Origin of the sequence: Myceligenerans xiligouense, assembly GCF_003814695.1 — a bacterium.
GTDB classification, from domain to species: Bacteria; Actinomycetota; Actinomycetes; order Actinomycetales; family Cellulomonadaceae; genus Myceligenerans; species Myceligenerans xiligouense.
Window position 1 is genome coordinate 442359 of the sequence record NZ_RKQZ01000001.1, and the last position, 20482, is coordinate 462840.

Annotated in this window: 16 protein-coding genes; 9 read left to right on the forward strand and 7 right to left on the reverse strand. The window is 73.0% G+C overall.

Annotated elements, in window-relative coordinates; genetic code table 11:
* Positions 1 to 86: 86 nt before the first annotated feature.
* Together EDD34_RS01930 and EDD34_RS01935 are read right to left on the reverse strand one after the other, a co-directional pair.
* Positions 87 to 788, reverse strand: a complete 702-nt coding sequence (locus EDD34_RS01930; RefSeq protein WP_123816262.1) for a uracil-DNA glycosylase — start codon at positions 786 to 788, stop codon at positions 87 to 89.
* A 68-nt stretch (positions 789 to 856) separates the two neighbouring features.
* Entirely contained in the window at positions 857 to 2023 is a 1167-nt protein-coding gene (locus EDD34_RS01935; RefSeq protein WP_123813072.1) for an AI-2E family transporter, read from the reverse strand.
* Between the two features lie 248 nt (positions 2024 to 2271).
* Here EDD34_RS01935 and EDD34_RS01940 point away from each other — a divergent pair, with 248 nt between their 5' ends.
* The 5 genes from EDD34_RS01940 (at position 2272) to groL (ending at position 7892) form a co-directional block, all read left to right on the forward strand.
* Entirely contained in the window at positions 2272 to 2601 is a 330-nt protein-coding gene (locus EDD34_RS01940) for a DUF3263 domain-containing protein (protein ID WP_123816263.1), read from the forward strand.
* A 31-nt stretch (positions 2602 to 2632) separates the two neighbouring features.
* Positions 2633 to 3301, forward strand: coding sequence for a hypothetical protein (locus EDD34_RS01945; RefSeq protein WP_123813073.1), 669 nt, complete (start codon positions 2633 to 2635; stop codon positions 3299 to 3301).
* A gap of 550 nt (positions 3302 to 3851) precedes the next feature.
* A complete protein-coding gene (locus EDD34_RS01950) occupies positions 3852 to 4055 on the forward strand; it encodes a cold-shock protein (RefSeq protein WP_123813074.1) in 204 nt (67 codons plus the stop codon).
* 220 nt (positions 4056 to 4275) lie between these two features.
* Complete coding sequence (locus EDD34_RS01955) at positions 4276 to 5868, forward strand: phytoene desaturase family protein (protein ID WP_123813075.1); 1593 nt, start codon at positions 4276 to 4278, stop codon at positions 5866 to 5868.
* Between the two features lie 389 nt (positions 5869 to 6257).
* The gene (gene groL / locus EDD34_RS01960) at positions 6258 to 7892 is read left to right on the forward strand and encodes a chaperonin GroEL (protein ID WP_123813076.1); all 1635 of its coding nucleotides are present in this window, start codon (positions 6258 to 6260) and stop codon (positions 7890 to 7892) included.
* Positions 7893 to 8016: 124 nt separating this feature from the next.
* On the opposite strand, the gene EDD34_RS01965 is transcribed toward groL, so the two are convergent.
* Entirely contained in the window at positions 8017 to 8301 is a 285-nt protein-coding gene (locus EDD34_RS01965) for a WXG100 family type VII secretion target (RefSeq protein WP_123813077.1), read from the reverse strand.
* Positions 8302 to 8562: 261 nt separating this feature from the next.
* Between EDD34_RS01965 and EDD34_RS01970 the strand changes: the two genes are divergently transcribed.
* The 3 genes from EDD34_RS01970 to EDD34_RS01980 all read left to right on the forward strand — a co-directional run bounded on the left by EDD34_RS01970 (position 8563) and on the right by EDD34_RS01980 (position 11808).
* A complete protein-coding gene (locus tag EDD34_RS01970) occupies positions 8563 to 9288 on the forward strand; it encodes a response regulator transcription factor (RefSeq protein ID WP_123813078.1) in 726 nt (241 codons plus the stop codon).
* Positions 9289 to 9292: 4 nt separating this feature from the next.
* The gene (locus tag EDD34_RS01975) at positions 9293 to 10963 is read left to right on the forward strand and encodes a sensor histidine kinase (protein WP_123813079.1); all 1671 of its coding nucleotides are present in this window, start codon (positions 9293 to 9295) and stop codon (positions 10961 to 10963) included.
* Positions 10964 to 11106: 143 nt separating this feature from the next.
* Complete coding sequence (locus tag EDD34_RS01980; RefSeq protein WP_123813080.1) at positions 11107 to 11808, forward strand: HD domain-containing protein; 702 nt, start codon at positions 11107 to 11109, stop codon at positions 11806 to 11808.
* 90 nt (positions 11809 to 11898) lie between these two features.
* On the opposite strand, the gene EDD34_RS01985 is transcribed toward EDD34_RS01980, so the two are convergent.
* Positions 11899 to 12483 carry an NYN domain-containing protein gene (locus EDD34_RS01985; protein ID WP_123813081.1) on the reverse strand — a complete coding sequence of 195 codons (585 nt, stop codon included), beginning with the start codon at positions 12481 to 12483 and terminating at the stop codon, positions 11899 to 11901.
* Positions 12484 to 12520: 37 nt separating this feature from the next.
* Between EDD34_RS01985 and EDD34_RS01990 the strand changes: the two genes are divergently transcribed.
* Positions 12521 to 13324, forward strand: a complete 804-nt coding sequence (locus tag EDD34_RS01990) for a type 1 glutamine amidotransferase (protein ID WP_246012142.1) — start codon at positions 12521 to 12523, stop codon at positions 13322 to 13324.
* Positions 13325 to 13371: 47 nt separating this feature from the next.
* Here EDD34_RS01990 and EDD34_RS01995 read toward each other — a convergent pair whose 3' ends face one another.
* The 3 genes from EDD34_RS01995 to EDD34_RS02005 all read right to left on the reverse strand — a co-directional run bounded on the left by EDD34_RS01995 (position 13372) and on the right by EDD34_RS02005 (position 20344).
* On the reverse strand, positions 13372 to 15948 hold the full coding sequence (locus tag EDD34_RS01995) for a TPM domain-containing protein (RefSeq protein ID WP_123813082.1): 2577 nt from the start codon (positions 15946 to 15948) through the stop codon (positions 13372 to 13374).
* 82 nt (positions 15949 to 16030) lie between these two features.
* Positions 16031 to 17707, reverse strand: coding sequence for a DNA repair helicase XPB (locus tag EDD34_RS02000; protein ID WP_123813083.1), 1677 nt, complete (start codon positions 17705 to 17707; stop codon positions 16031 to 16033).
* A 48-nt stretch (positions 17708 to 17755) separates the two neighbouring features.
* Positions 17756 to 20344, reverse strand: a complete 2589-nt coding sequence (locus EDD34_RS02005; RefSeq protein WP_123813084.1) for a helicase-associated domain-containing protein — start codon at positions 20342 to 20344, stop codon at positions 17756 to 17758.
* Between the last annotated feature and the right edge of the window lie 138 nt (positions 20345 to 20482).

A 20482-nucleotide genomic window follows, 5' to 3' on the forward strand; every position in this document is an offset into this window, starting at 1 on the left:
CTGCGGGTTCTGTGCAGTCCGGTAGCAGGTAACCGCGGGGTGAGACGTGCCACGGGCGAGCTCCGGCACCCGTGGCACGTGCGGCCTTACGGCAGCTGCCAGTCGATCGGGGTCGCGCCCTGCTCCTCCAGGAGGGTGTTGACGCGGGAGTACGGCTTGGAGCCGAAGAAGCCGTTGCGGGCCGAGAGCGGCGAGGGGTGCGCGCTCTCGACGATCGGAACATCGCCGAGGAACTTCTTCAGGTTGCGCGCCTTCGCTCCCCACAGCACCGCGACCAGCGGGCCACCGCGCGCGGCGAGAGCCTTGATGGCCGCCTCCGTGACCTCCTCCCAGCCCTTGCCGGCATGCGAGTCCGACTTGCCCGGCTGGCAGGTCAGCACCCTGTTGAGGAGCATGACGCCCTGATCGGCCCAGGGGCGCAGATCGCCGTTGGACGGCATCGGGATGCCGAGGTCGGTCTCCAGCTCCTTGTACATGTTCAGCAACGACGGCGGCAGCGGGCGCACGTCCGGCTGGACCGAGAACGACAGGCCCATCGCGTGGCCAGGCCGGGGATAGGGGTCCTGGCCGACGATGAGGACCTTCACCTCGGACAGCGGGCGCTGGAACGCGGCGAGCACGTTCGGGCCGGGCGGGAAGTAGCCGCGCCCGGCGGCGTTCTCGGCCCGCAGGAAGTCACCCAGCTCATGGATGCGAGGCTCGACGCCGGACAGCGCCTCCGCCCAGTCGGGCGAGATGATCTGCGACAACGGCTTACGGGCCTGGGCTTCGTCGGTATCAGGCGTCATGGTCTCCACGCGTCCGGACACTACTCGGGGACACCGACACAGTGCATGCCTACCTGCGATCATCCGCCTCAGACGGTCTCGGGCCGCTTCTTACGAGCGAACCGCGCGGGGAGGTCGGGTCCGTCCCACACCTGGATCGCGCGCCAGATCGATGCCGCGATCGGCACGGCGAGCACGGCCCCGGTGATGCCGACGAGCACCGTGCCCGTGGTCAGGGCGAACAGGATGACGAGCGGGTGCAGGCGGAGCGTGCGGCCCATGACGATCGGCTGGAGGAAGTCACCCTCGAGCTGGTTCACCACGATGACGATGGCGACGACGACGAGAGCCTCGACCGGCCCGACGGCGACGAGCGTCACCAGGGCCGCGAGGATGCCGGCCAACGTGGCGCCGACCAGAGGGATGAAGGCGAGCAGGAAGACGAGCACCGACAGCGGGATGACGAGCGGCACCCCGATGATCGCCAGGCCGATCCCGATGCCGACCGCGTCGACGATCGCCACGATCGCCGTCCCGCGCACGTAGCCGCCGAGGGTCCGGATGGTCGCGGCGCCGACGCGACGGCCGCGCTCGTACCGGTGTCCGTCGAACGGCCGCAGCAGGAACTCCCACATGACCGGGCCGTCCTTCAGGAAGAAGAACAGGACGACGATCATGATGAAGAAGCCCGCGACGAAGTCGGCCGTCTGCGAGACGCCCGCGATGGCTCCGGAGCCCACGGCGTCGGACTGCAGCAGGCTCACCGCGGAGTCGCGCACCGAGGTGAGCTGCTCCTCGCTGATCTCGAAGGGCAGGTTCTGGAGGTAGGTCTGCAGGGAGTCGAATCCGTCGAGTGCTTGCTCCTGCAACTCGTCCCACTGGTCCACGACGGCGAGCACCACGAGCCACACGATCCCCGACAGCAGTGCGACCAGCGCCAGGAGCGAGATCCACGTCGCCAGGATCGAGGGCATGCCGCGTCGACGCAGGAAGGAGACCAGCGGGGAGATCGCCGCCGCCAGCACGAGCGCGATGAGGACGGGGATCACGACGAGGGTCAGGCGCGTGCCCACGAACCCGAAGACGGCGATGACGGCGACGATCGCGAGGATCTGCAGTGATCGCGTGCCGACCCGGCCGAAGCCGTCCGACCACAGCCGGGACGCACCGCGGACGGTGCGAGACTCGGGCTCGGCAGGGGGCCGAACCTCCTCGGTCGGGCGGTCGGGGGGTGTGCGGCGGCCGAAGAGACCCATCGCCTGTCCTCCTTTGGTCGGTCCGGTGCGTACCGGTCGTCCCGACGCTATTGCGGTCAGGCGCCGGTCGCGCGGCGACGCCGGTACCGGTGGAGGTCACACGGCCGCCGTCGGCTCCGCCGGGCGTTCCCGGACCGCGTCGCGCCGCGAGGGGCGACCGGCCGAACCGGTGGGTGTCCGAAACGCCGCGACACGCTGGACAAATGACACATGTGTTCACCTGGTCGTAGTCTTGCCGCATGAGCAAGATGCTGATCGAGTCCTCGGAGGCGGCCGACGTCGAGCCGGTCGGCGACGCCGCGGAGCCCTCGGACGCGACGGCGGCCGGCCTGTCGGACCTCGAACGCGAGATCCTCGCGTTCGAACGCAAGTGGTGGCGGTTCGCCGGGGCCAAGGAGGAAGCGGCCCGCGAACTCTTCGACATGACCTCCACCCGGTATTACCAGGTGTTGAACGCGCTGATCGACACCCCCGCGGCACTCGCCCATGACCCGATGCTGGTCAAGCGGTTGCGTCGGATGCGCGCGACGCAACGGGGCGCACGATCCGCCCGGCGGCTCGCGGACGAGAAGCCCTGAGAGCCCAGGAGTCTGGGCTACCCTGTCCGCCGTGACCAACAGCACGTACCGCTACCCGCCCGACGAGTTCGACGTCGCCGTGCCTGGCGGCGCACCTGTTGGCGTGCACCGCGCGCCGCGCAGCGGGTGGAGTTCGGCCTGGCCGTTCCTTCTGGTCGCACTGGTCTGCGCCGGCGTCGCGTGGGGAGGCATCACTCTCCTGTCCGGCGGCGGGAACGAGGGCGACTCGGCAGCGGAGCCGACCGCCAACGTCTCGCCCAGCCCGTCCACCGGCCCCAGCGAGGCAGCCGAGGGTGAAGGCGGCGGACAGAACGAGGGCGAGGACGGTGAAGGGGGCAACGAGCCGAGCGGGGAGCCGGAGGCCCCCAGCACGGCGGACCTGGTCGCCGCGATGGACCCGTCGGCCACCTACCTCGTGCACAACACCGGCGGCGAGGTCAACCAACTGGCAGCCACGACGGTGACCAACCTGGAGGCTGAGGGAGTCGCAGGTGCCGAGGTGAGCACGGCTGCCGCCCCTGAAGGTGTCGATGCCAGTGGCATGTCGGCCAACACTGTGTGGTACGGCGAAGGGCGCGAAGCGGAAGGCAAGGCGCTGGCGGCAGTCCTCGGCATCCCGGACTCGAACGTCGTGATGAACGACGCCGTCACGAACTCCCAGCAGGCCGCTTGGGTCTTCATGTTCACCGCACCCGCTTGATGCACTAGGCCTGCGGCCATCGATGGACGCTTCCCGGCTGCGTGCCGGGCCGCTCCAGCTCTGAGGTGAAGCACCGGCCGACGCGCCCGTCCCGTTCTCGGGGCGGGCGCGTCGGCTTGTTCGTGCGTGCGGCTTGCCATTGACCCGAGCCGCGCCCGCTATCGCCGGCCCGCAGGACCCGGCCGCATTTCCCGGCATTGTCGGCGTGTCTCTACGGCGCGTCGCGTGGGTGCGCGGCGGCGGCGTGAGTGACGCATTGCCGTGGCGCGGGATTGTTGCCCCGGCGAGTCGTGAATTCAACGGTCGAATCCAATGGCGGTCGAAACGTTACGGATGGTCGAGGAATTTCGCCCACTACTCCCCACTACCCCGCGTTACCGCACGCTACGGCGCTTGGTCTCGTGTGACACCGAGCTTCTGACCTGCACGTTCGCCCTGCGCAGAATCCGTCAAATAGCGATTTACCCCTTCCATAGTGTGACTTGGCGCACTAGCCTCGAATCACCACGGGTCGAACCGAGTGGCCCGTGCGAGATGCAAGGAGAAGTGCATGGCCCAGGGCACCGTCAAGTGGTTCAACGCAGAGAAGGGGTATGGGTTTATCACCCCGACCTCCGGCGGGCAGGACCTGTTCGTCCACTACAGCGCTATTCAGGTGGACGGTTACCGCACCCTCGACGAGGGGCAGTCGGTTGAGTACGAAGTGGGACAGGGCCAGAAGGGCCCCCAGGCAGAGATGGTCCGCCCGCTCTGATCTGAGTCCCAGGACCGGTTTCCCCCCTGGCCGGTCTCTCCGACAGACGGGACGGCGTGCGGCCCCCGACCCGCTCGCCGCCCGTCCCGTTCCAGAACTGAAGGACCCGCCCGCGTCGATGCGGCCGTGGGTCCTTTCGTGTGTCCGGCCGTCCCCGCCCGCGGCCGATCACTCCGGCGCCGGCCGGTCGTGTGGTGCCGGCCCGTGGTTCGATGAGGTCATGACCGTGTTGGACGCCGTCGTCGTCGGCTCCGGGCCCAACGGACTGGCCGCCGCCGTCACGCTCGCCCGCGCCGGACTCGCCGTCCGGGTGCTCGAGGAGCAGCCGACGATCGGCGGCGGCGCACGGACGCTCACCGGCGCGGAACTGGCCGACGCGGCGCCCGTGCCGCAGCCGCCCGGCGCCGGCCCGCCCCCGCTGGGGTCCGACGACGCGACAGGTGCGGGCCTGCGCTTCGACCTGTGCTCCGCCGTGCACCCGATGGCATGGGCGTCGCCGTTCTTCCGGGCGTTCGGCCTCGCGGAGCGGATCGAGCTCCGCACCCCCGAGGTCTCCTACGCGCAGCCGCTCGACCCGGCGGCCGGGTCCGGCGACCCGCGCGCCGGAATCGCGTTCCGTGACCTCGACCGGACCGTCGCGGGGCTCGGGGCGGACGGCGCCGCCTGGCGCTCCCTCATCGGCCCGCTGGCCGACCGGTGGCAGGGAGTGACGGCGCTCGCCATGAGCGACAAGCGAGGTCTCGTCACTCCCCGCGGCCTCGGCCGGGAGGCCGTGGAGGCGCTCCGGGCCGCGCCCTCGTTCGGGCCGGCCCTCCTCGAGCAGGGCTCGGGCCTCTGGAACCGCCGGTTCGCCGCCGACGTCGCCCCCGCGCTGCTCACCGGCGTCGCCGCGCATGTCATGACGCCGTTGCCGTCGCTCGCGGGCGCCGGGACCGCGCTCCTGCTCGGCGCTCTCGCGCACGCCCCGCTCGGCTGGGCCCTGCCGGTCGGCGGGTCGGGGGCGATCGTGGACGCCCTGGTCGCGGACCTTGTCACGCACGGGGGCGAGATCGAGACCTCGCGCCCGGTCCGCACGCGGGCCGACCTCCCACCGGCCCGCGTGTTCCTGTTCGACACGGCACCCGGTGTCGTCGGGCGGGTCTTCGGCAGCCGCATGCGATCGCGTGCCGGCACCGCGCTGCGGCGCTACCGGTTCGGGGGCGGCGCGGCCAAGGTCGACCTCGTGCTGCGCGGTCCGGTGCCGTGGTCCGTGTCCGACGTCGGGCGCGCGGCGACCGTGCACCTCGGCGGGACGCGTGAGCAGATGGCCGAGGCGGAGGCGACCGTGGCCGCGGGACGGCACGCCGCGCACCCCGTCTGCCTGCTCAGCGACCCGACGGTGACCGACCCGGCGCGCGAGGCCGGCGGCCTGCGTCCGATGTGGACCTACGCCCATGTCCCGGCAGGTTCGGAGCGCGACGTCACCGAGGACGTCGTCGGGCAGATCGAACGGTTCGCTCCGGGGTTCCGCGACGTCGTCGTCGCCGCGCGGTGCGTCCCGGCCGCGTGGATGCCCCGGCACAACGCGAACTACGTGGGCGGGGACATCGGCGCGGGCGCGGTCACCATGCCGCGCATGCTCGCCGCGCCCGGCCCGGCGGGAACGCGCTGGGACCCGTACTCGACGGGCGTCGACGGCGTGTACCTGTGCTCGGCGGCCACGCCGCCCGGGCCGGGCGTCCACGGGATGTCGGGATGGCACGCGGCGCGCCGCGTGCTCCTTCGCGAGTTCGAGATCCGCCGCCCGCCGGACCTGTCGCCGGCCACGACCTGAGCGCCGCCGCGACCCGTCGAGCACGGCGTGCACGTCGTCGCGCACGGCGTCAACGGCGGCGCGCACGGCGCAAACGGCGTCGCGCGGTGGCGAGCACGTCATTGCGCGTGATGGTGACGCAACCATCACACGCAATGACGTGCTCGCCACCGGCCGGCAGCGCTTCGGAGGCGGCGACCCGACGACCCGGGGGGCCGGGGTGGGAAAGTCTGCTTGCACTCTCGGGGGGAGAGTGCCAATAATGTCTTAGCACTCTCGTACTGAGAGTGACAGCAGGGCCGACAGGTGAGGTCTGTTTCCCTGGGCGAGACGTGATCGTCCAGGAACCGGCCGTCCGTCGCGGGCGCCGAGCCGGCTCAACGAAAGCCACCAGCGGAGGATCCATCCCCATGGCCAAGATGATTGCGTTCGACGAGGAAGCTCGTCGGAGCATGGAGCGCGGGCTCAACCAGCTCGCCGACACCGTCAAGGTGACGCTCGGCCCCAAGGGCCGCAACGTCGTGCTGGACAAGAAGTGGGGCGCCCCCACGATCACCAACGACGGCGTCTCCATCGCGAAGGAGATCGAGCTCGAGGACCCGTACGAGCGGATCGGTGCGGAGCTCGTCAAGGAGGTCGCCAAGAAGACGGACGACGTCGCGGGTGACGGCACCACCACCGCCACCGTGCTCGCCCAGGCGCTCGTGAAGGAAGGCCTGCGCGTCGTCGCCGCCGGCGCCAACCCGATCGCCGTCAAGCGCGGCATCGAGAAGGCCACCGAGGCGGTCACCGAGCAGCTGCTCAACTCGGCCACCGAGGTCGAGACCAAGGAGCAGATCGCCTCCACGGCGGCCATCTCGGCGGGCGACCCCGCCATCGGTGAGCTGATCGCCGAAGCCCTCGACAAGGTGGGCAAGGAAGGCGTCATCACCGTCGAGGAGTCCAACACCTTCGGCCTCGAGCTCGAGCTCACCGAGGGCATGCGCTTCGACAAGGGCTTCCTCGCCCGTTACTTCGAGACGGACCCCGAGCGCCAGGAGGCCGTGCTCGAGGACCCGTACGTCCTGATCGTCGAGTCGAAGATCTCGAACGTCAAGGACATGCTGCCCGTCCTGGACCAGGTCATGAAGCAGGGCCGCGCCCTGCTCATCATCGCCGAGGACGTCGAGGGCGAGGCCCTGGCGACCCTGGTGCTGAACAAGATCCGCGGCACCTTCAAGTCCGTCGCCGTCAAGGCTCCGGGCTTCGGCGACCGCCGCAAGGCCATGCTCCAGGACATCGCCATCCTCACGGGTGGTCAGGTCATCTCCGAGACCGTCGGTCTCAAGCTGGAGAACGCCACGCTCGACATGCTGGGCACCGCCCGCAAGGTGGTCGTCACCAAGGACGAGACCACCATCGTCGAGGGGTCGGGCGACGCCGAGCTCATCTCGGGCCGCGTGAACCAGATCCGCAGCGAGATCGAGAAGTCGGACTCCGACTACGACCGCGAGAAGCTGCAGGAGCGCCTCGCCAAGCTGGCCGGCGGCGTGGCCGTCATCAAGGCCGGTGCGGCCACCGAGGTGGAGCTCAAGGAGCGCAAGCACCGCATCGAGGACGCCGTCCGCAACGCCAAGGCCGCGGTCGAGGAGGGCATCGTCGCCGGTGGTGGCGTGGCTCTGATCCAGGCCAGCGCCATCGCGTTCGAGAAGCTCGACCTCGAGGACGACGAGGCCATCGGTGCGCAGATCGTGCGCGCCGCTGTCGACGCCCCGCTCAAGCAGATCGCCATCAACGCCGGCCTCGAGGGCGGCGTCGTCGCGGAGAAGGTGCGCGGCCTGGAGATCGGCCACGGCCTGAACGCCGCGACCGGCGTGTACGAGGACCTGCTCGCCGCGGGCGTGAACGACCCGGTCAAGGTCACGCGCTCCGCGCTGCAGAACGCCGCGTCGATCGCCGCGCTGTTCCTCACCACCGAGGCCGTCGTGGCCGACAAGCCGGAGAAGGCCGCTGCCGCTCCGGCCGGCGACGGTGGCATGGGTGACATGGGCGGCATGGGCTTCTGAGCCCACGCCACCCGCGTTCGACGGAGGCCGTCTCCCGAGGGGAGGCGGCCTCCGTCGTGTCCGCGGCCCGTCGTGGCGTGTCCGCGACCGGCCACACGCCGCGGTCCGGCACGCCCGGCCCGCGTCAGCCGAACAGCCGCGTGGCCGCGAGCTCCGCGTCCGCGTAGGTCCGGGCAGCCTGGGCGAGGGCGGCCTGGATGGCGTCCAGCGCGGTCTCGACCTGGGCCTGGGCGGCGTGCCACTGGGCGGTGGTTCCCGAGAACGCCGTCGCGGCGCTGCCGGACCACGTGCTCTGCAGCGCATCGAGGTTTCGCATCATCGCGGAGACCTCGGCGCGGACGGCTGTCACCGACGCCGCCACGGCCCCGCTCGCCGCGCTCATCTGCTCACTGTCCACCTGATACTGCATCGTCTCCCCTGTCCGCGGCCCGTGGCCGCCGTCGTCGGCCCTGATTCCTGCTGCCTGCACGTGGCCGCGTACGGCCCGTGAGGCAAAGCTAGGCCGGGCCCGCCCGCCGTTCCGACCCCTACCGCGGGGCTGTGGACAGCCTTGTTCTGTGGTCGGTGTCGAAACCGCGAAAAGCCGTCGTGAAGGTCCAGCGAATGGTGATCGGCGAAACATTCACGACGCTCTCAGGAAAGTGTCAGAATTGCGCCGCACACTGAATTCATGGCGACACCAGAGGCGCGGCTCGTCGTGGTCGACGATGAGCCCAACATCCGCGAACTCCTAGCCACGTCCCTGCGATTCGCGGGCTTCGAGGTGCATGCCGCGGCGGACGGCAACGGCGCGCTCCAGCTCGTCCGGGACCTGGATCCGGACCTCGTCGTGCTGGACGTGATGCTTCCCGACATGGACGGTTTCACCGTGACGCGCCGCATGCGCGCCACGGGCAAGCACGCACCCGTTCTCTTCCTCACCGCCCGCGACGACACCCACGACAAGATCCAGGGCCTGACCGTCGGCGGTGACGACTACGTGACCAAGCCCTTCAGCCTGGAGGAGGTCGTCGCGCGGATCCGGGCCGTGCTGCGCCGCACGGGCACTCCGGTCCCGGAGGACGACGCGGTACTGAAGGTCGGCGACCTGGAGATGGACGAGGACTCGCACGAGGTCCGGCGCGCCGGCATCGAGATCGACCTGTCGCCCACGGAGTTCAAGCTGCTGCGCTACCTCATGCTCAACGCGGGCCGTGTGCTGTCCAAGGCGCAGATCCTCGACCACGTCTGGCAGTACGACTGGGGCGGTGACGCGAACATCGTCGAGTCGTACATCTCCTACCTGCGCCGCAAGATCGACCACCTGACCGTGGACGGGCCGGGCGGGCCCGTCCAGCTCCCCGCGCTCATCCACACCAAGCGGGGGGTCGGGTACCTGCTGCGCCCGGCGGCGTGAGTTCATGAGCGACGACACCCGTGCGTCCGCCACCGGCCCGGTCGCGACGGGCCCGTCCGACGACGGATCGGCGGACGGCCGTCCGGCAGGGGCCGCGGACGTGACCGGCACCGGAGCGGACGTTCCGCCGGCCGAGACCGCTCAGGACGCTGATCCCCTCGTGCCCGGAGGGCGGCTCGCGGGCTGGGTCGCCGGCGTCCCTCTGCGTGCGCGGCTCGTGGCGATCACAGCGTTCCTGCTGGCCGCCGGACTCATCATCACGGGCCTGCTCGCACGGGGCATCGTCGGCGAATACCTGGTCGATCAGGTGGACGCGCAGCTGGAGCGGCAGGCGCCCACCCTCGCCAAGAGCGTCCTGAGCTACGGAACCGCGACGACGCTGCCCAGCGACTACTACATCGAGTACCGCTGGGCGGACGGCACCTTGCGCACCCCGCGTGACGAGCGCGCCGTCGAGGTGTACGGCGTCCCGGACATCCCGGACCTCACGTATGACGAGACGGCTGAGCGCAAGGGGCAGCCGTTCACGGTTCGCGCCGTCCAGGGCTCGGAAGCGGCGACCCGATGGCGCGTCTACCCGCTCGTCAACGCGAACACGGCGGACAGCAGCGCCGTCGAGACCGCTTTCGTGGCGCTCCCGCTCGGGAGGGTCGATGCCGCACTGGAGGTCCTGTCCCGCACGCTCGTCCTGGCCGGTATCGGGATCATCCTGCTCGGCCTCGTGCTCGCCTGGCTCATGATCGAACGCTCCCTGCGCCAGCTCCGGGAGATCGAGACCGCCGCCGCGTCCATCGCCGCCGGTGACCTGTCCCGGCGGGTCCCGGCCCCGCCGCCGTCGACCGAGGTGGGGTCGCTCGCGGAGTCGCTGAACTCGATGCTGGCGCAGATCGAGACGGCCTTCTCCGTGCGCGAGGCGTCCGAGGCCCGGATGCGGCGGTTCGTCTCCGACGCCTCCCACGAGCTCCGCACCCCGCTCGCGACGATCCGCGGGTACGGCGAGCTCTACCGGATGGGCGCCCTGGACGGAAGGGACGGCCCCGACCGTGAGCGCGTGGCCGACACGATGGGCCGCGTCGAGGACGCCGCCCGGCGCATGGGGTCCCTCGTGAACGACCTGCTCGTGCTCGCCCGCCTCGACGAGGGACGTCCCATGGCGCGCGGGCCGGTCGACGTCGCCGTCCTCGCCCGGGAGAGCGCGCAGGACCTGCACGCCCTCGACCCGTCGCGTGAGGTCCGCGTGATCGGGTTGTCCGACGACGCCCCGCCGGGTCGCGACGATCCGGCCGGCCCGGCCACGACCGGCGTCGTCGGCCCCGTGATGACCCAGGGCGACGACGACCGCCTGCGGCAGGTGCTCACGAACCTCATCGGGAACGTCGCGCGGCACACGCCCGCGGGTTCCGCGGCCGAGATCGCCGTCGGGTACGGGCAGGACGGGCAGGCCGTGGTCGAGGTGCGGGACCACGGGCACGGCGTGGCCGAGGAGCACGCGGAGCGGATGTTCGAGCGGTTCTACCGCGCCGACTCGTCGCGAAACCGTGAGTCGGGCGGGTCCGGTCTGGGCCTGGCGATCGTGTCGGCGATCGTCGCGGCGCACGGCGGACACATCGACGTCGGCCCGACGCCGGGCGGCGGCCTGACCGTCCGCGTCACGCTGCCCGGCACGGGCTCGTGAGACCTCACCGCGCCGCCGGTGCGTCGTGCTCACGCCGGCGCGGGCCCGAGTGCCCCCGCACAGCCCAGCGGTAATAGGCTGGGAGTGTGGTCAGCCCCACACCGGCCACTGAAAACACGTCACCGAAGCGAAGGTCTGATCGCATGGGCGTCATGGCGCCGGAGTGGTACATCTCCTCGTTCGTCCGGAGCGCTACCGGGATCGGCGCGACGGCATCCCCCGAGGAGATCGAGCGGGTAGGAGAGGACCTCGTCGAGCGCTGGTCCGGTGAGGACCGGCACTTCCACGATCTCCGCCACCTCGGGGCCGTGCTGCACCGGGTGGACGAGCTCGCCGAGGAGACGCACTCGCCCGACGTCGTCCGGCTCGCGGCCTGGTACCACGGCGCCGTGTTCGACGCCGCCTCCAAGACGGCGTACGCCTCCCAGGGCGGGGAGCAGACGTCGGCCAGCGCGGAACTGGCGCGCGCCGAGCTGACCGGGCTCGGCGTTCCCGCCAAGTCCGCCGATCGGGTGGCGAACCTGGTCAACGGGCTCCTGCGGCACGCCCCGGACGTCACGGACCTCGACGCGTGCGTCCTCAACGACGCCGACCTCGCGATGCTCGCGTCCGAGCCGCAGCGCTACAAGGAGTACACGGCGCGCGTGCGTGCGGAGTACGAGCACATCCCGCTGCCGGACTACCTGACCGCGCGGATCAAGGTGCTGTCGAAGCTGCTGGCGCGCGAGTCGCTGTTCTGCTCACCGATGGGCGCGGCCTGGGAGGACCCGGCGCGGCAGAACCTCGACGCGGAGCTGCACCGCCTCCGCAAGAAGCAGGCCGCGCTGGAGGCCGACGCCGGCTGACACGGCGGAACCGGCCCTCGGCCGCCAGAGGCGTCGCGACCGCGCCCGTAGGCGCGCGAGCCGTCGCGACGGCGCCTGCCGGCTCGGCAACTACAGGTACTTGACCGGGTCGAACTCCTCGATCGGGATGATCCGCACGCGGGGCAGGAGGGTGGTGAACGCGTCGGCGTCGCCCTCGAGGTCGTACATGTGCAGACCGTGCTCCTCGAGCTCCGCGAGGCGCGCGTTGACGAACTCCCGGAAGCCGAGCAGGCCGACGCGGCGGTCCTCGTCGTCCAGGAGGTCCTCGATCTGCGGCAGGAAGTCGCCGTCGTGGCTGGCCAGCAGCACGTCGCCCGGACGGCCCCGCAGCGCCTCCAGCGTGCGCTGGATACCGACGTCGACCACCTTCTCCGAACCCTGCGCGGCGAGCGGGATCGGCCGGTAGCCCATGGCGAGCAGCGCCTGGACGAACGGCATGGGCATCTGGCCCGACGTCGCGTTCAGGAAGAACAGCGGCACGACGTCCTGGGACCAGACCTTCTGCGCGAACGCCGAGATGCGGTCCCAGCGAGGGCGCTCGTCCGGGGCGGGCCTGCGGTTCAGGACGTTCATCCCGAGGGTCGCGTCGATGTTCTCACCGTCGACGATGAGATAGGTGCGACGCGGCAGAGCCTGCGCTGATGGAGCTGACATGGACCCCAGCGTAGCCGTGGATGTACTTTGAGCCACCGTGCTTGCCTCTGAGCTCTCCGACACCCGCGCGGCCCACGCCGCCGCGCCCCGGATCACGGTGATCCAGAACGACCCCGGCGTCCCCATGGACCGCTTCGCCGCACGCCTGGGACCGGGCGTCCGCCTCGTCCTCGCGTTCGCGGGCGAGACGATTCCCGCCGCGGACGGCGTCGGCGACGCCCTCGTCGTGCTCGGCGGAACGATGTCCGCCTACTCCGACGACGACGCGCCCTGGCTGCCCGCCGTGCGTGACCTCCTGGCCGGCGCCGCACGCTCCGGCGTGCCGACGCTCGGCATCTGCCTCGGCGGACAGCTGCTCGCCGTCGCGGGCGGAGGATCGGTGCAGGTGGCGGCACCTCCTGGACGGGAGGCGGGGGCCGCGGCCATCGCCTGGCGCGAGGCCGCGCTCGCGGACCCCGTGACCGGCCCGGCGCTCGCGGCGGTCACAAGAGCCGCAGACGCCGTGGGAGCCGGTGCGGGGGGCGTCGACGCCGTGGCCGTGACGCGCGCGGTGAGCATGCATGCCGACGCCGTCGTCGAGCTGCCCGACGGCGCCACCTGGCTGGCCTCCAGCGAGATGTACCCCTACCAGGCGTTCCGCTGGGGTTCGGCGCTCGGCGTGCAGTTCCACCCCGAGGCGGGCCCGGAGCTCGCGGCACGCTGGGCGGCCCAGGTGGACGACGTCGATGTCCCGGCGGTGGTCGCCGACATCGAGCGGCATGCCGACGAGGCGGCCCGGTTCGGCGACAGCCTGGCGGACGCGTTCGTCGCGGCGGCCCGTGGGGCGGGCTCGCGCGAGTAACTCCTTTCGGTGGCGAGCGACCGGCCGATCGCCTCGCTGAGGGGGCGTCATGCCTCCCGGCCGGAGCCGAACCCGCCACCGGCGCCCCCGCCGATCCCGCTGGTCCGCACGGGGCGCGGCGACCGGGTGAGCAGGCCCAGCAGGCCGCCCTTCGTCCCGGCGCCGCCGCCGGGCCCATGCCGGCCCTCGAACGTCAGGTTGATCCCGGCGAGGGCCATACCGGTGGGTGCGTCGACGGCCGCGGCGTCCCGCATGGCGGCCGTGAGTGCCTGATACGCCTGGGTGTCGGCCTGCTGCGCCAGGTCCAGGGCGGCCGCGCCGTCAGCCCGCGCCCGCGCCTCGCGCGCCGCGACCGTCAGGCGCGCCGCCTCGGAGTGGCGCATGCGCGCGTCAGGTCCGACGGCGCCCCGGCGCGTGGTGATCAGCGTGTCGACCTGGCGGAGTCGCACGTCGAGACGGCTGAGCGTGTCGCGCACCAGCGCCGCCCTGCGGGCATCGACCTCCGAGGGGTCCCGATGCCTCGCGAGCGCGCGGTCCAGGGCGCTCTCGGCCGCGGCGATGCGGGCCAGCATGGCGAACGGGTCGGCCACGTCGCGGGTGACCTCGATCTGCTTGAGCGCGGCCCGGGCAGTGGTGCGCGCCATCGCCGCCTGCGGGTCACCGCCGGCGATCCGCTCGGTGGCCGCCACGTCCTGGGTGAGCGACGCCACCGCCTTGTCGAGCCGGGGCAGCGCGTCGGTCAGGTCGGTGCGGGCGGTCTCCACCTCCTGGAGCAGCCGCTCGGCGTGGCTCAGCGCGTTCTGCGCGCTGCGGGCGGCCGCGGCGGGGAAGGCCCGGTCGTGCTTCGCACCTGCGGTACGGCCCGAGTCGATCGCCTGGCGGGCGTCCCCGACGAGGTGTTCGGCCAGCTCGGCGTTGTCGGCCACCGGCTTCAGCGCGTCGGCGGGGAAGTTCGCCGCGAGGGCCGACAGCGCCTCGCGGGCCTGGTCGATCTCCTGGGCCAGCCCGTCCGCCCGCTGCCAGGCCGCGTCGAGCATCCGGTTCGCCCGGGACCTCAGCCGGCGGATGTCCTCGAACGCCGCCGTACCCGAGTCGAGCAGCGCCGACGCCTCGGAGCAACGGGCGAGCACCCGGAGCGCGAGGCGGCGCCGGGAGGCGTCGTCGGCCGACAGCAGTTCGGCACGCAGCGCGAAGGCATCCTGCGTGCGCTCGGTCGCGTCCGCGAGGACGACCTCGAAATCATGGAGACCTCCGCCGTGCGACTCCGCGCGGACCAGGTCGAGCTCCTGAGCCGAGGTGCGCAGCGCGTCGTCGAGCGTGACGAGGGTGTCGTCGACCCGGACGGCGAGGTCGTCGTCGGACAGGTCATCCGGGAGCCCGCCGGGGAGAGCGGCGGACGAGGCGACTCCCGGACCCGACGGCGCCGCCACCGCGGCCGGCGCGGCCGGCGCGGCCGGCGCGGCCGGCGCGGCCGGCGCGGCCGGCGCGGCCTGCGCCGTGGTGGGCGAGGTGGCCGGGGCCGGAGCCGCCGTGGGTGCGGCGGCCGGCGCGGGGGCCACGGGGGTCGCGGCGGTCGCGGCGATCGGCGCGGGAGCCGTGCCGGCTGCGGCCGCCGGGGTCAGGACACGCCGAGCGGCCGGGGCGGCAGCGGCCGGAACGGGCGCGGGCGAAACGGGCGCGGGCGCCGCGGTGGCCGTCGCCATGGCGGCCGGCCGGCCGGAAGCCGTGGTCGCGGCCCCGGAGAGCGCGGACACCCGGGTGACGGCGAGGTCGGGATCGGAGGCGTGCTCCGGCTCGGGAACCTCCCGGCTCGGAGCCTCCCGGTCCGCCGGCGCCTCGGCGTCGCTCCGGGGCTGCCGGCGACGCAGGTACCACCAGCCGGCGGCGAGCCCGGTGCCGATCGCGACGACGGCCAGCAGTGCGAGGACCGTCTCCCACGACGGCGTGCCGGAGTCCCGGGTCCGGAGTGCCGCGTCCGCGGCCTCGGTCGCGGCGCCGGCCCAGTCGCCCTCGGCCACCGCACCCTGGGAGGCGGTGATGATCGCCGCGTGGTCCTGGCCGGTCACCGGGCCGTTGACGTCGACCGACAGGCCTTGGACATGGTCCGTGGTGGCGACGGCGAGCAGCAGCTCCTCCGGCGTGAGGCCCGACTTCGTGGCCGTCGCGTCGGCCCAGTCCTCCGGGGGGATGCCGTCGAACGTCTCGAGGTAGACGACGAAGAGCCGCAGCGACGTCTCCGCCTCGACGGCGGCGACGGCCTCCGACACGCGCTCGTACTCCGCGGGGGAGAGCACCCCGGCCTCATCCGTCACGGGCGCGTCGACGACGATCGGCATGGCCGACGGCAGGATGTCCTGCATCGTCGCGGCCTGCGCCTTGGCGGACAGGAGCTCTGTCCCGGTGGGTGTCGGCTCGGGTGTGGCGGACGCGTCGTGGCCGGCGCCGACGACGCCGGCCTCGGCCTGGTCGCTCAGCGTGGTCCCGCCGATGGCGAACGCCGTGCTGAACAGTCCGATGAGGACACCGCCGGCGATGACGCCCGCGAGGACGGTACGCCGGGACGTCGTCGTCCCGGCGTGGACCGCCAGGGCGGGATGATCGTGCGGGGCGGGGGTCTGGGTCACGACACTGATGGTCACCCCGCGCCGGGAGGCCCGCAAATCAGAAAGGGTGATATGTGAGCGCTGTCCGCTACGGGCGTCCCTGTTACGCCGACAGCAGGTCCTCCGCGTCCACGATGCGGTACGCGTAGCCCTGCTCGGCGAGGAAGCGCTGGCGGTGAGCGGCGAAGTCCTGGTCCACCGTGTCCCGGGCGACCACCGCGTAGAAGTGCGCGGTGCGGCCGTCCTCCTTGGGGCGCATGATCCGGCCCAGCCGCTGCGCCTCCTCCTGCCGCGACCCGAACGCCCCCGACACCTGGATCGCCACCGACGCCTCCGGCAGGTCCACCGAGAAGTTCGCGACCTTCGACACCACCAGCCGCGAGATCTCGCCGGTCCGGAACGCGGCGAAGAGCTTCTGCCGCTCCCGGACCGTCGTCGCCCCCGTGATGAGCGGCGCGTCCAGGTGCGCGGCCAGCTCCTGGAGCTGGTCCACGTACTGCCCGATCACGAGCACCTGGTCGTCCGGGTGCTGCGCGACCAGCCTCTCCACCACGCGGTTCTTCCCGGGCACCGACGCGGCGAGCCGGTACTTGTCCTCGGGCTCGGCCGTCGCGTAGGTCATCCGTTCCGACTCCGGCAGCGTCAGCCGCACCTCGACGCAGTCCGCGGGCGCGATGTAGCCCTGCGCCTCGATGTCCTTCCACGGCGCGTCGAACCGCTTGGGCCCGATCAGGCTGAACACCTCGTCCTCCTTGCCGTCCTCCCGGACCAGCGTGGCGGTGAGGCCCAGCCGGCGCCGCGCCTGGAGATCCGCGGTCATGCGGAAGATCGGCGCCGGGAGCAGGTGCACCTCGTCGTAGAGGACCAGGCCCCAGTCCCGGGCGTCCAGCAGTTCGAGGTGCGTGTACACGCCCTTCCGCTTCGTGGTGAGCACCTGGTAGGTGGCGATGGTGACCGGCTTGATCTCCTTCTTCGCGCCCGAGTACTCGCCGATCTCGTCCTCGGTCAGGGTGGTGCGACGCACCAGCTCGTCGCGCCACTGCCGGGCGCTGACCGTGTTGGTGACCAGGATCAGCGTCGTCGTCCCCGACTTCGCCATCGCGCCCGCGCCCACGATCGTCTTGCCCGCGCCGCACGGCAGCACCACCACACCCGAGCCGCCGTGCCAGAACCCCTCCACGGCCTGCGACTGATACGGCCGCGGTGCCCACTCGTGCGGCTCCTCGCCCGGCGCCCGCGGCGTGGTGACGGGGGTCAGCGCGATCGGGTGCGACTCGCCGTCGACGTACCCCGCGAGGTCCTCGGCGGGCCAGCCGAGCTTGACCAGCACCTGCTTGAGGTGGCCGCGCTGGGAGGGATGCACCACCACGCCCAGCTCGTCGATCTGGTCCCCGACCAGTCCGGCCGTCCGCTTGCTGCGCAGCACCTCCACGAGCACCGCCTTGTCCGTCGCGGTGAGGACCAGGCCGTGCGTCGGGTGCTTGACGAGCTGGAGGCGGCCGTAGCGGGACATGACCTCCGCGACGTCGACCAGCAGCGCGTGCGGCACGGGATAGCGGGAGAACTCGATGAGGGTGTCGACCACCTGTTCGGCGTCGTGCCCGGCCGCCCGCGCGTTCCACAGCCCCAGCGGTGTCAGCCGGTAGGTGTGGATGTGCTCCGGAGCGCGCTCCAGCTCGGCGAACGGCGCGATCGACCGGCGCGCGTCCGCGGCGCGCGGATGGTCCACCTCCAGCAGGAGGGACTTGTCGCTCTGGACGATGAGCGGGCCGTCGGCCATGGGAGTTCCTCTCGTTCTGCCGCGCTACGGCGCGTCCGTTCTGTCGCGCTACGACGCGTCGTCGGGCGCCGTGACGTGGGCGATGCGGTGCACCGCCACCGTGATCTCGGCGTCGCGTGCGGGATCGAGCGCACGCAGCCGGCCGCCGTCGAGGCGCAGCGGCCGCAACGTACGGTGCTCGAGCTTCCCGGCCGCGCCGACCACGTCCACCCGGACCAGCAGCCCGTCCCGGACCGCCTCGCGCAGCAGAGCCAACCCGTCGGCGTGCGGTTGTGTTCCCGCGGGCGCGTCCGTGTCGCCGCCCGACGACGGGAGCGGTGCGGCCGGTCTCACACCGTTGCCGGAGCGCGGGGTGGCCGGGGCGAGGGCGTGTGCGTCGTCGTCGGCCGTGCGAAGCCCCGCGACCAGCGCGGGCAGGTCGGGCTCGGACCGGACCGGGGGGCCGGACGCGTCGGAACCGCCCCGCGCCGCGGGCGAGATCGCGCGGGCCGACCGCGCCGCGGGCGGACGCGGCCCGCGAGGGTCCCCGGGGCGACGGTGCCGCACGTCGAGCACCCGGCCGTCGGGCCCTTCCAGCGCGGACACCACACCGCGCTCCCGCAGGGTCTCGTGCAGCAGCGCCGGCGGGGCCGACGCCACCAGGACCGTCGGCGCGAGCCGGACGAGACCCAGGTGCGCGAGAGCGGGATCGTGCTCCAGCCCGGCGAGCGTCACCTCGTCGGCGGCGCGCAGGTACGACGACGCGACACCCACCCGGACCGCACCGTGCCGCCGGGCGGTGTCCCGCACGAGGTACTCGAGGGGCTGCGGCACCGGCACCGGCGAGTGCCGTGCGAGAGCCGCGAGCAGGCCGTCCGCCGACCGCCCCCGGTCCAGCGCGCGGGTCACCGACGCCGCCGAGAACCGCACGGTCGTGGCCGCACCGCGCGACTCCGTGTCCGCGGCGATCTCGACCAGGCTCGCCAGCTCCCGCGACGGCCGCCCGGGGACGACACCGGTGAGATCCCCCTGGAGCAGCATCTCGTCGACCTCCGGGGGCAGTACTCCGCGCAGCGCCGCGGCGAGCGGATCCGCCTCGACCGGCCTGGACCGGCCCCCGGGCCGGGAGCCCGCGGCCGGACCGTCCCGCCCGGGCGGCCCGCCACGGCCCGCCGCCTCGACGGGAGCCTCCGCCAGCAGGGCGCGGCCCGGCGGCGACAACGCCCCGGCACCGGTCAGCCCCAGCCACGACGCCTCCGACAGCAGGCCGCGCACCGCGTCCGACGGCGGGGCGTTGCGGGGCGCCTCCCAGGCGAGCACGGCGAGGACGTCGTCGGGCGACAACGCGGTCCCGCCCGAACCGAGGACACGCAGCACCCGGGTACGCAGCCGCGGCACCCAGCCACGCTCCAGGCCGGGAGAGAGCGCGGACCACAGGGCACCGGCCTCGTCCCGGGTCCCGACACGCCACGGCGTGCGGTGCGACGACACCCAGGCACGCGCCAGCACGGCCCAGCGGCCGGCGTCGTCACGCTCGGACCACACCGCGTCCACCGCCACGAACGCGGGCTCCACCTCGCCGTCGTCCCGGATCAGCCCCGCCTCGCCCGCGAGCTCGGCGACGAACGCCGCGGCCGCCTCGTCGCACTCCAGCCGCGTCGCGAGCCGGCGCAGGTCCCGCACACCCAGGCCACCGGAACGCAGCACCCGCGGCGGATCGTCGGACCAGGCGGACAGCAGGACGGTGACACGCCGGACCAGCTCCAGCGCGGCGCTCGCGGACTCGGCCGCGAGGGTCTCCGCCGGGACGGCGCGCCCCGGAGGCTCAGGCCGTAGCGCGGGCGTGCGGTGGGTGCGGCCGTCGCGGAGCGCGAGGCCCACCTCCCTCGTCAGGAGGACGTGCTGGGCGTCGGCGCGGGCCAGCAGGCCGTGGGCCACGAGGGCGTCGACCGCCTCGCGTTGCCGGGTGCCGGCCGGCGGTACCCGTCCGGCGGGCGGCCCCCACGCCAGCGCGTCCAGGACGGCGCGCTGCTCCGGTGGCGTCGCGCGGATCCGTTCGGCCAGGGACCGGTCGGTGCTGCTCGCCGTGTCAGGGTGTGCCTCGTCGGGGTGCGCCTCGTCGCGGTGTGCCGCCGGACCGGTGGGGGCCCCGGCCGACCCGTCGCGGATCGCCGGCCCCAGGCCGGCGGGGTAGTGCCCGAACACCTCGTCGAGCCCGGGCGAGGGCCGCAGGACGCTGTCGTCGTCCCAGACCAGGGCGGCGGTCATCGCGGCGCCGACGGCGTCGTCGATCTGCCGTAGCGTCCCGGTGGACGTGGTGGACGCTCCCGGTGCCCCGCGGGTCTCGCCCGAGGCGTCAGGGGTGTCGGCCGCGTCGGCGCCGACGGCGTGCGCCACCTCCTCGCGGGGGAGCCCGCCCCGCGCGACGACCGCCTCGACCACCTGCAGCACCAGCGCGTCCACCCGGGCCAGGGCGCGTTCCAGCGAGGTGTGGCTCGACGCGCGGGCCGCCAGGGACCGGAGCGTGGCGGGGGACGGGACGGCCAGGTCGCCGCGTGCGCGCAGCAGCGCGACGAGCGCGGTGTCCGAGCGCTGCCGGAGGTCCTCGGCGAAACGCCGGGTGGCCGATGCGGGCGCCTCGGGGAGCGATGAGGCCATCCGGGCAATGTTACGTGGCGTACCTTGGCGTTCCCTCAGGCCGACTTCGGGGTTCCGTCCGGGAGCCCCGGCCGAATGGATGCGACGTACCCCGCGCCGGACCGGTAACCTTGTTCTCTGGTCAGCAGTTCCCCACGC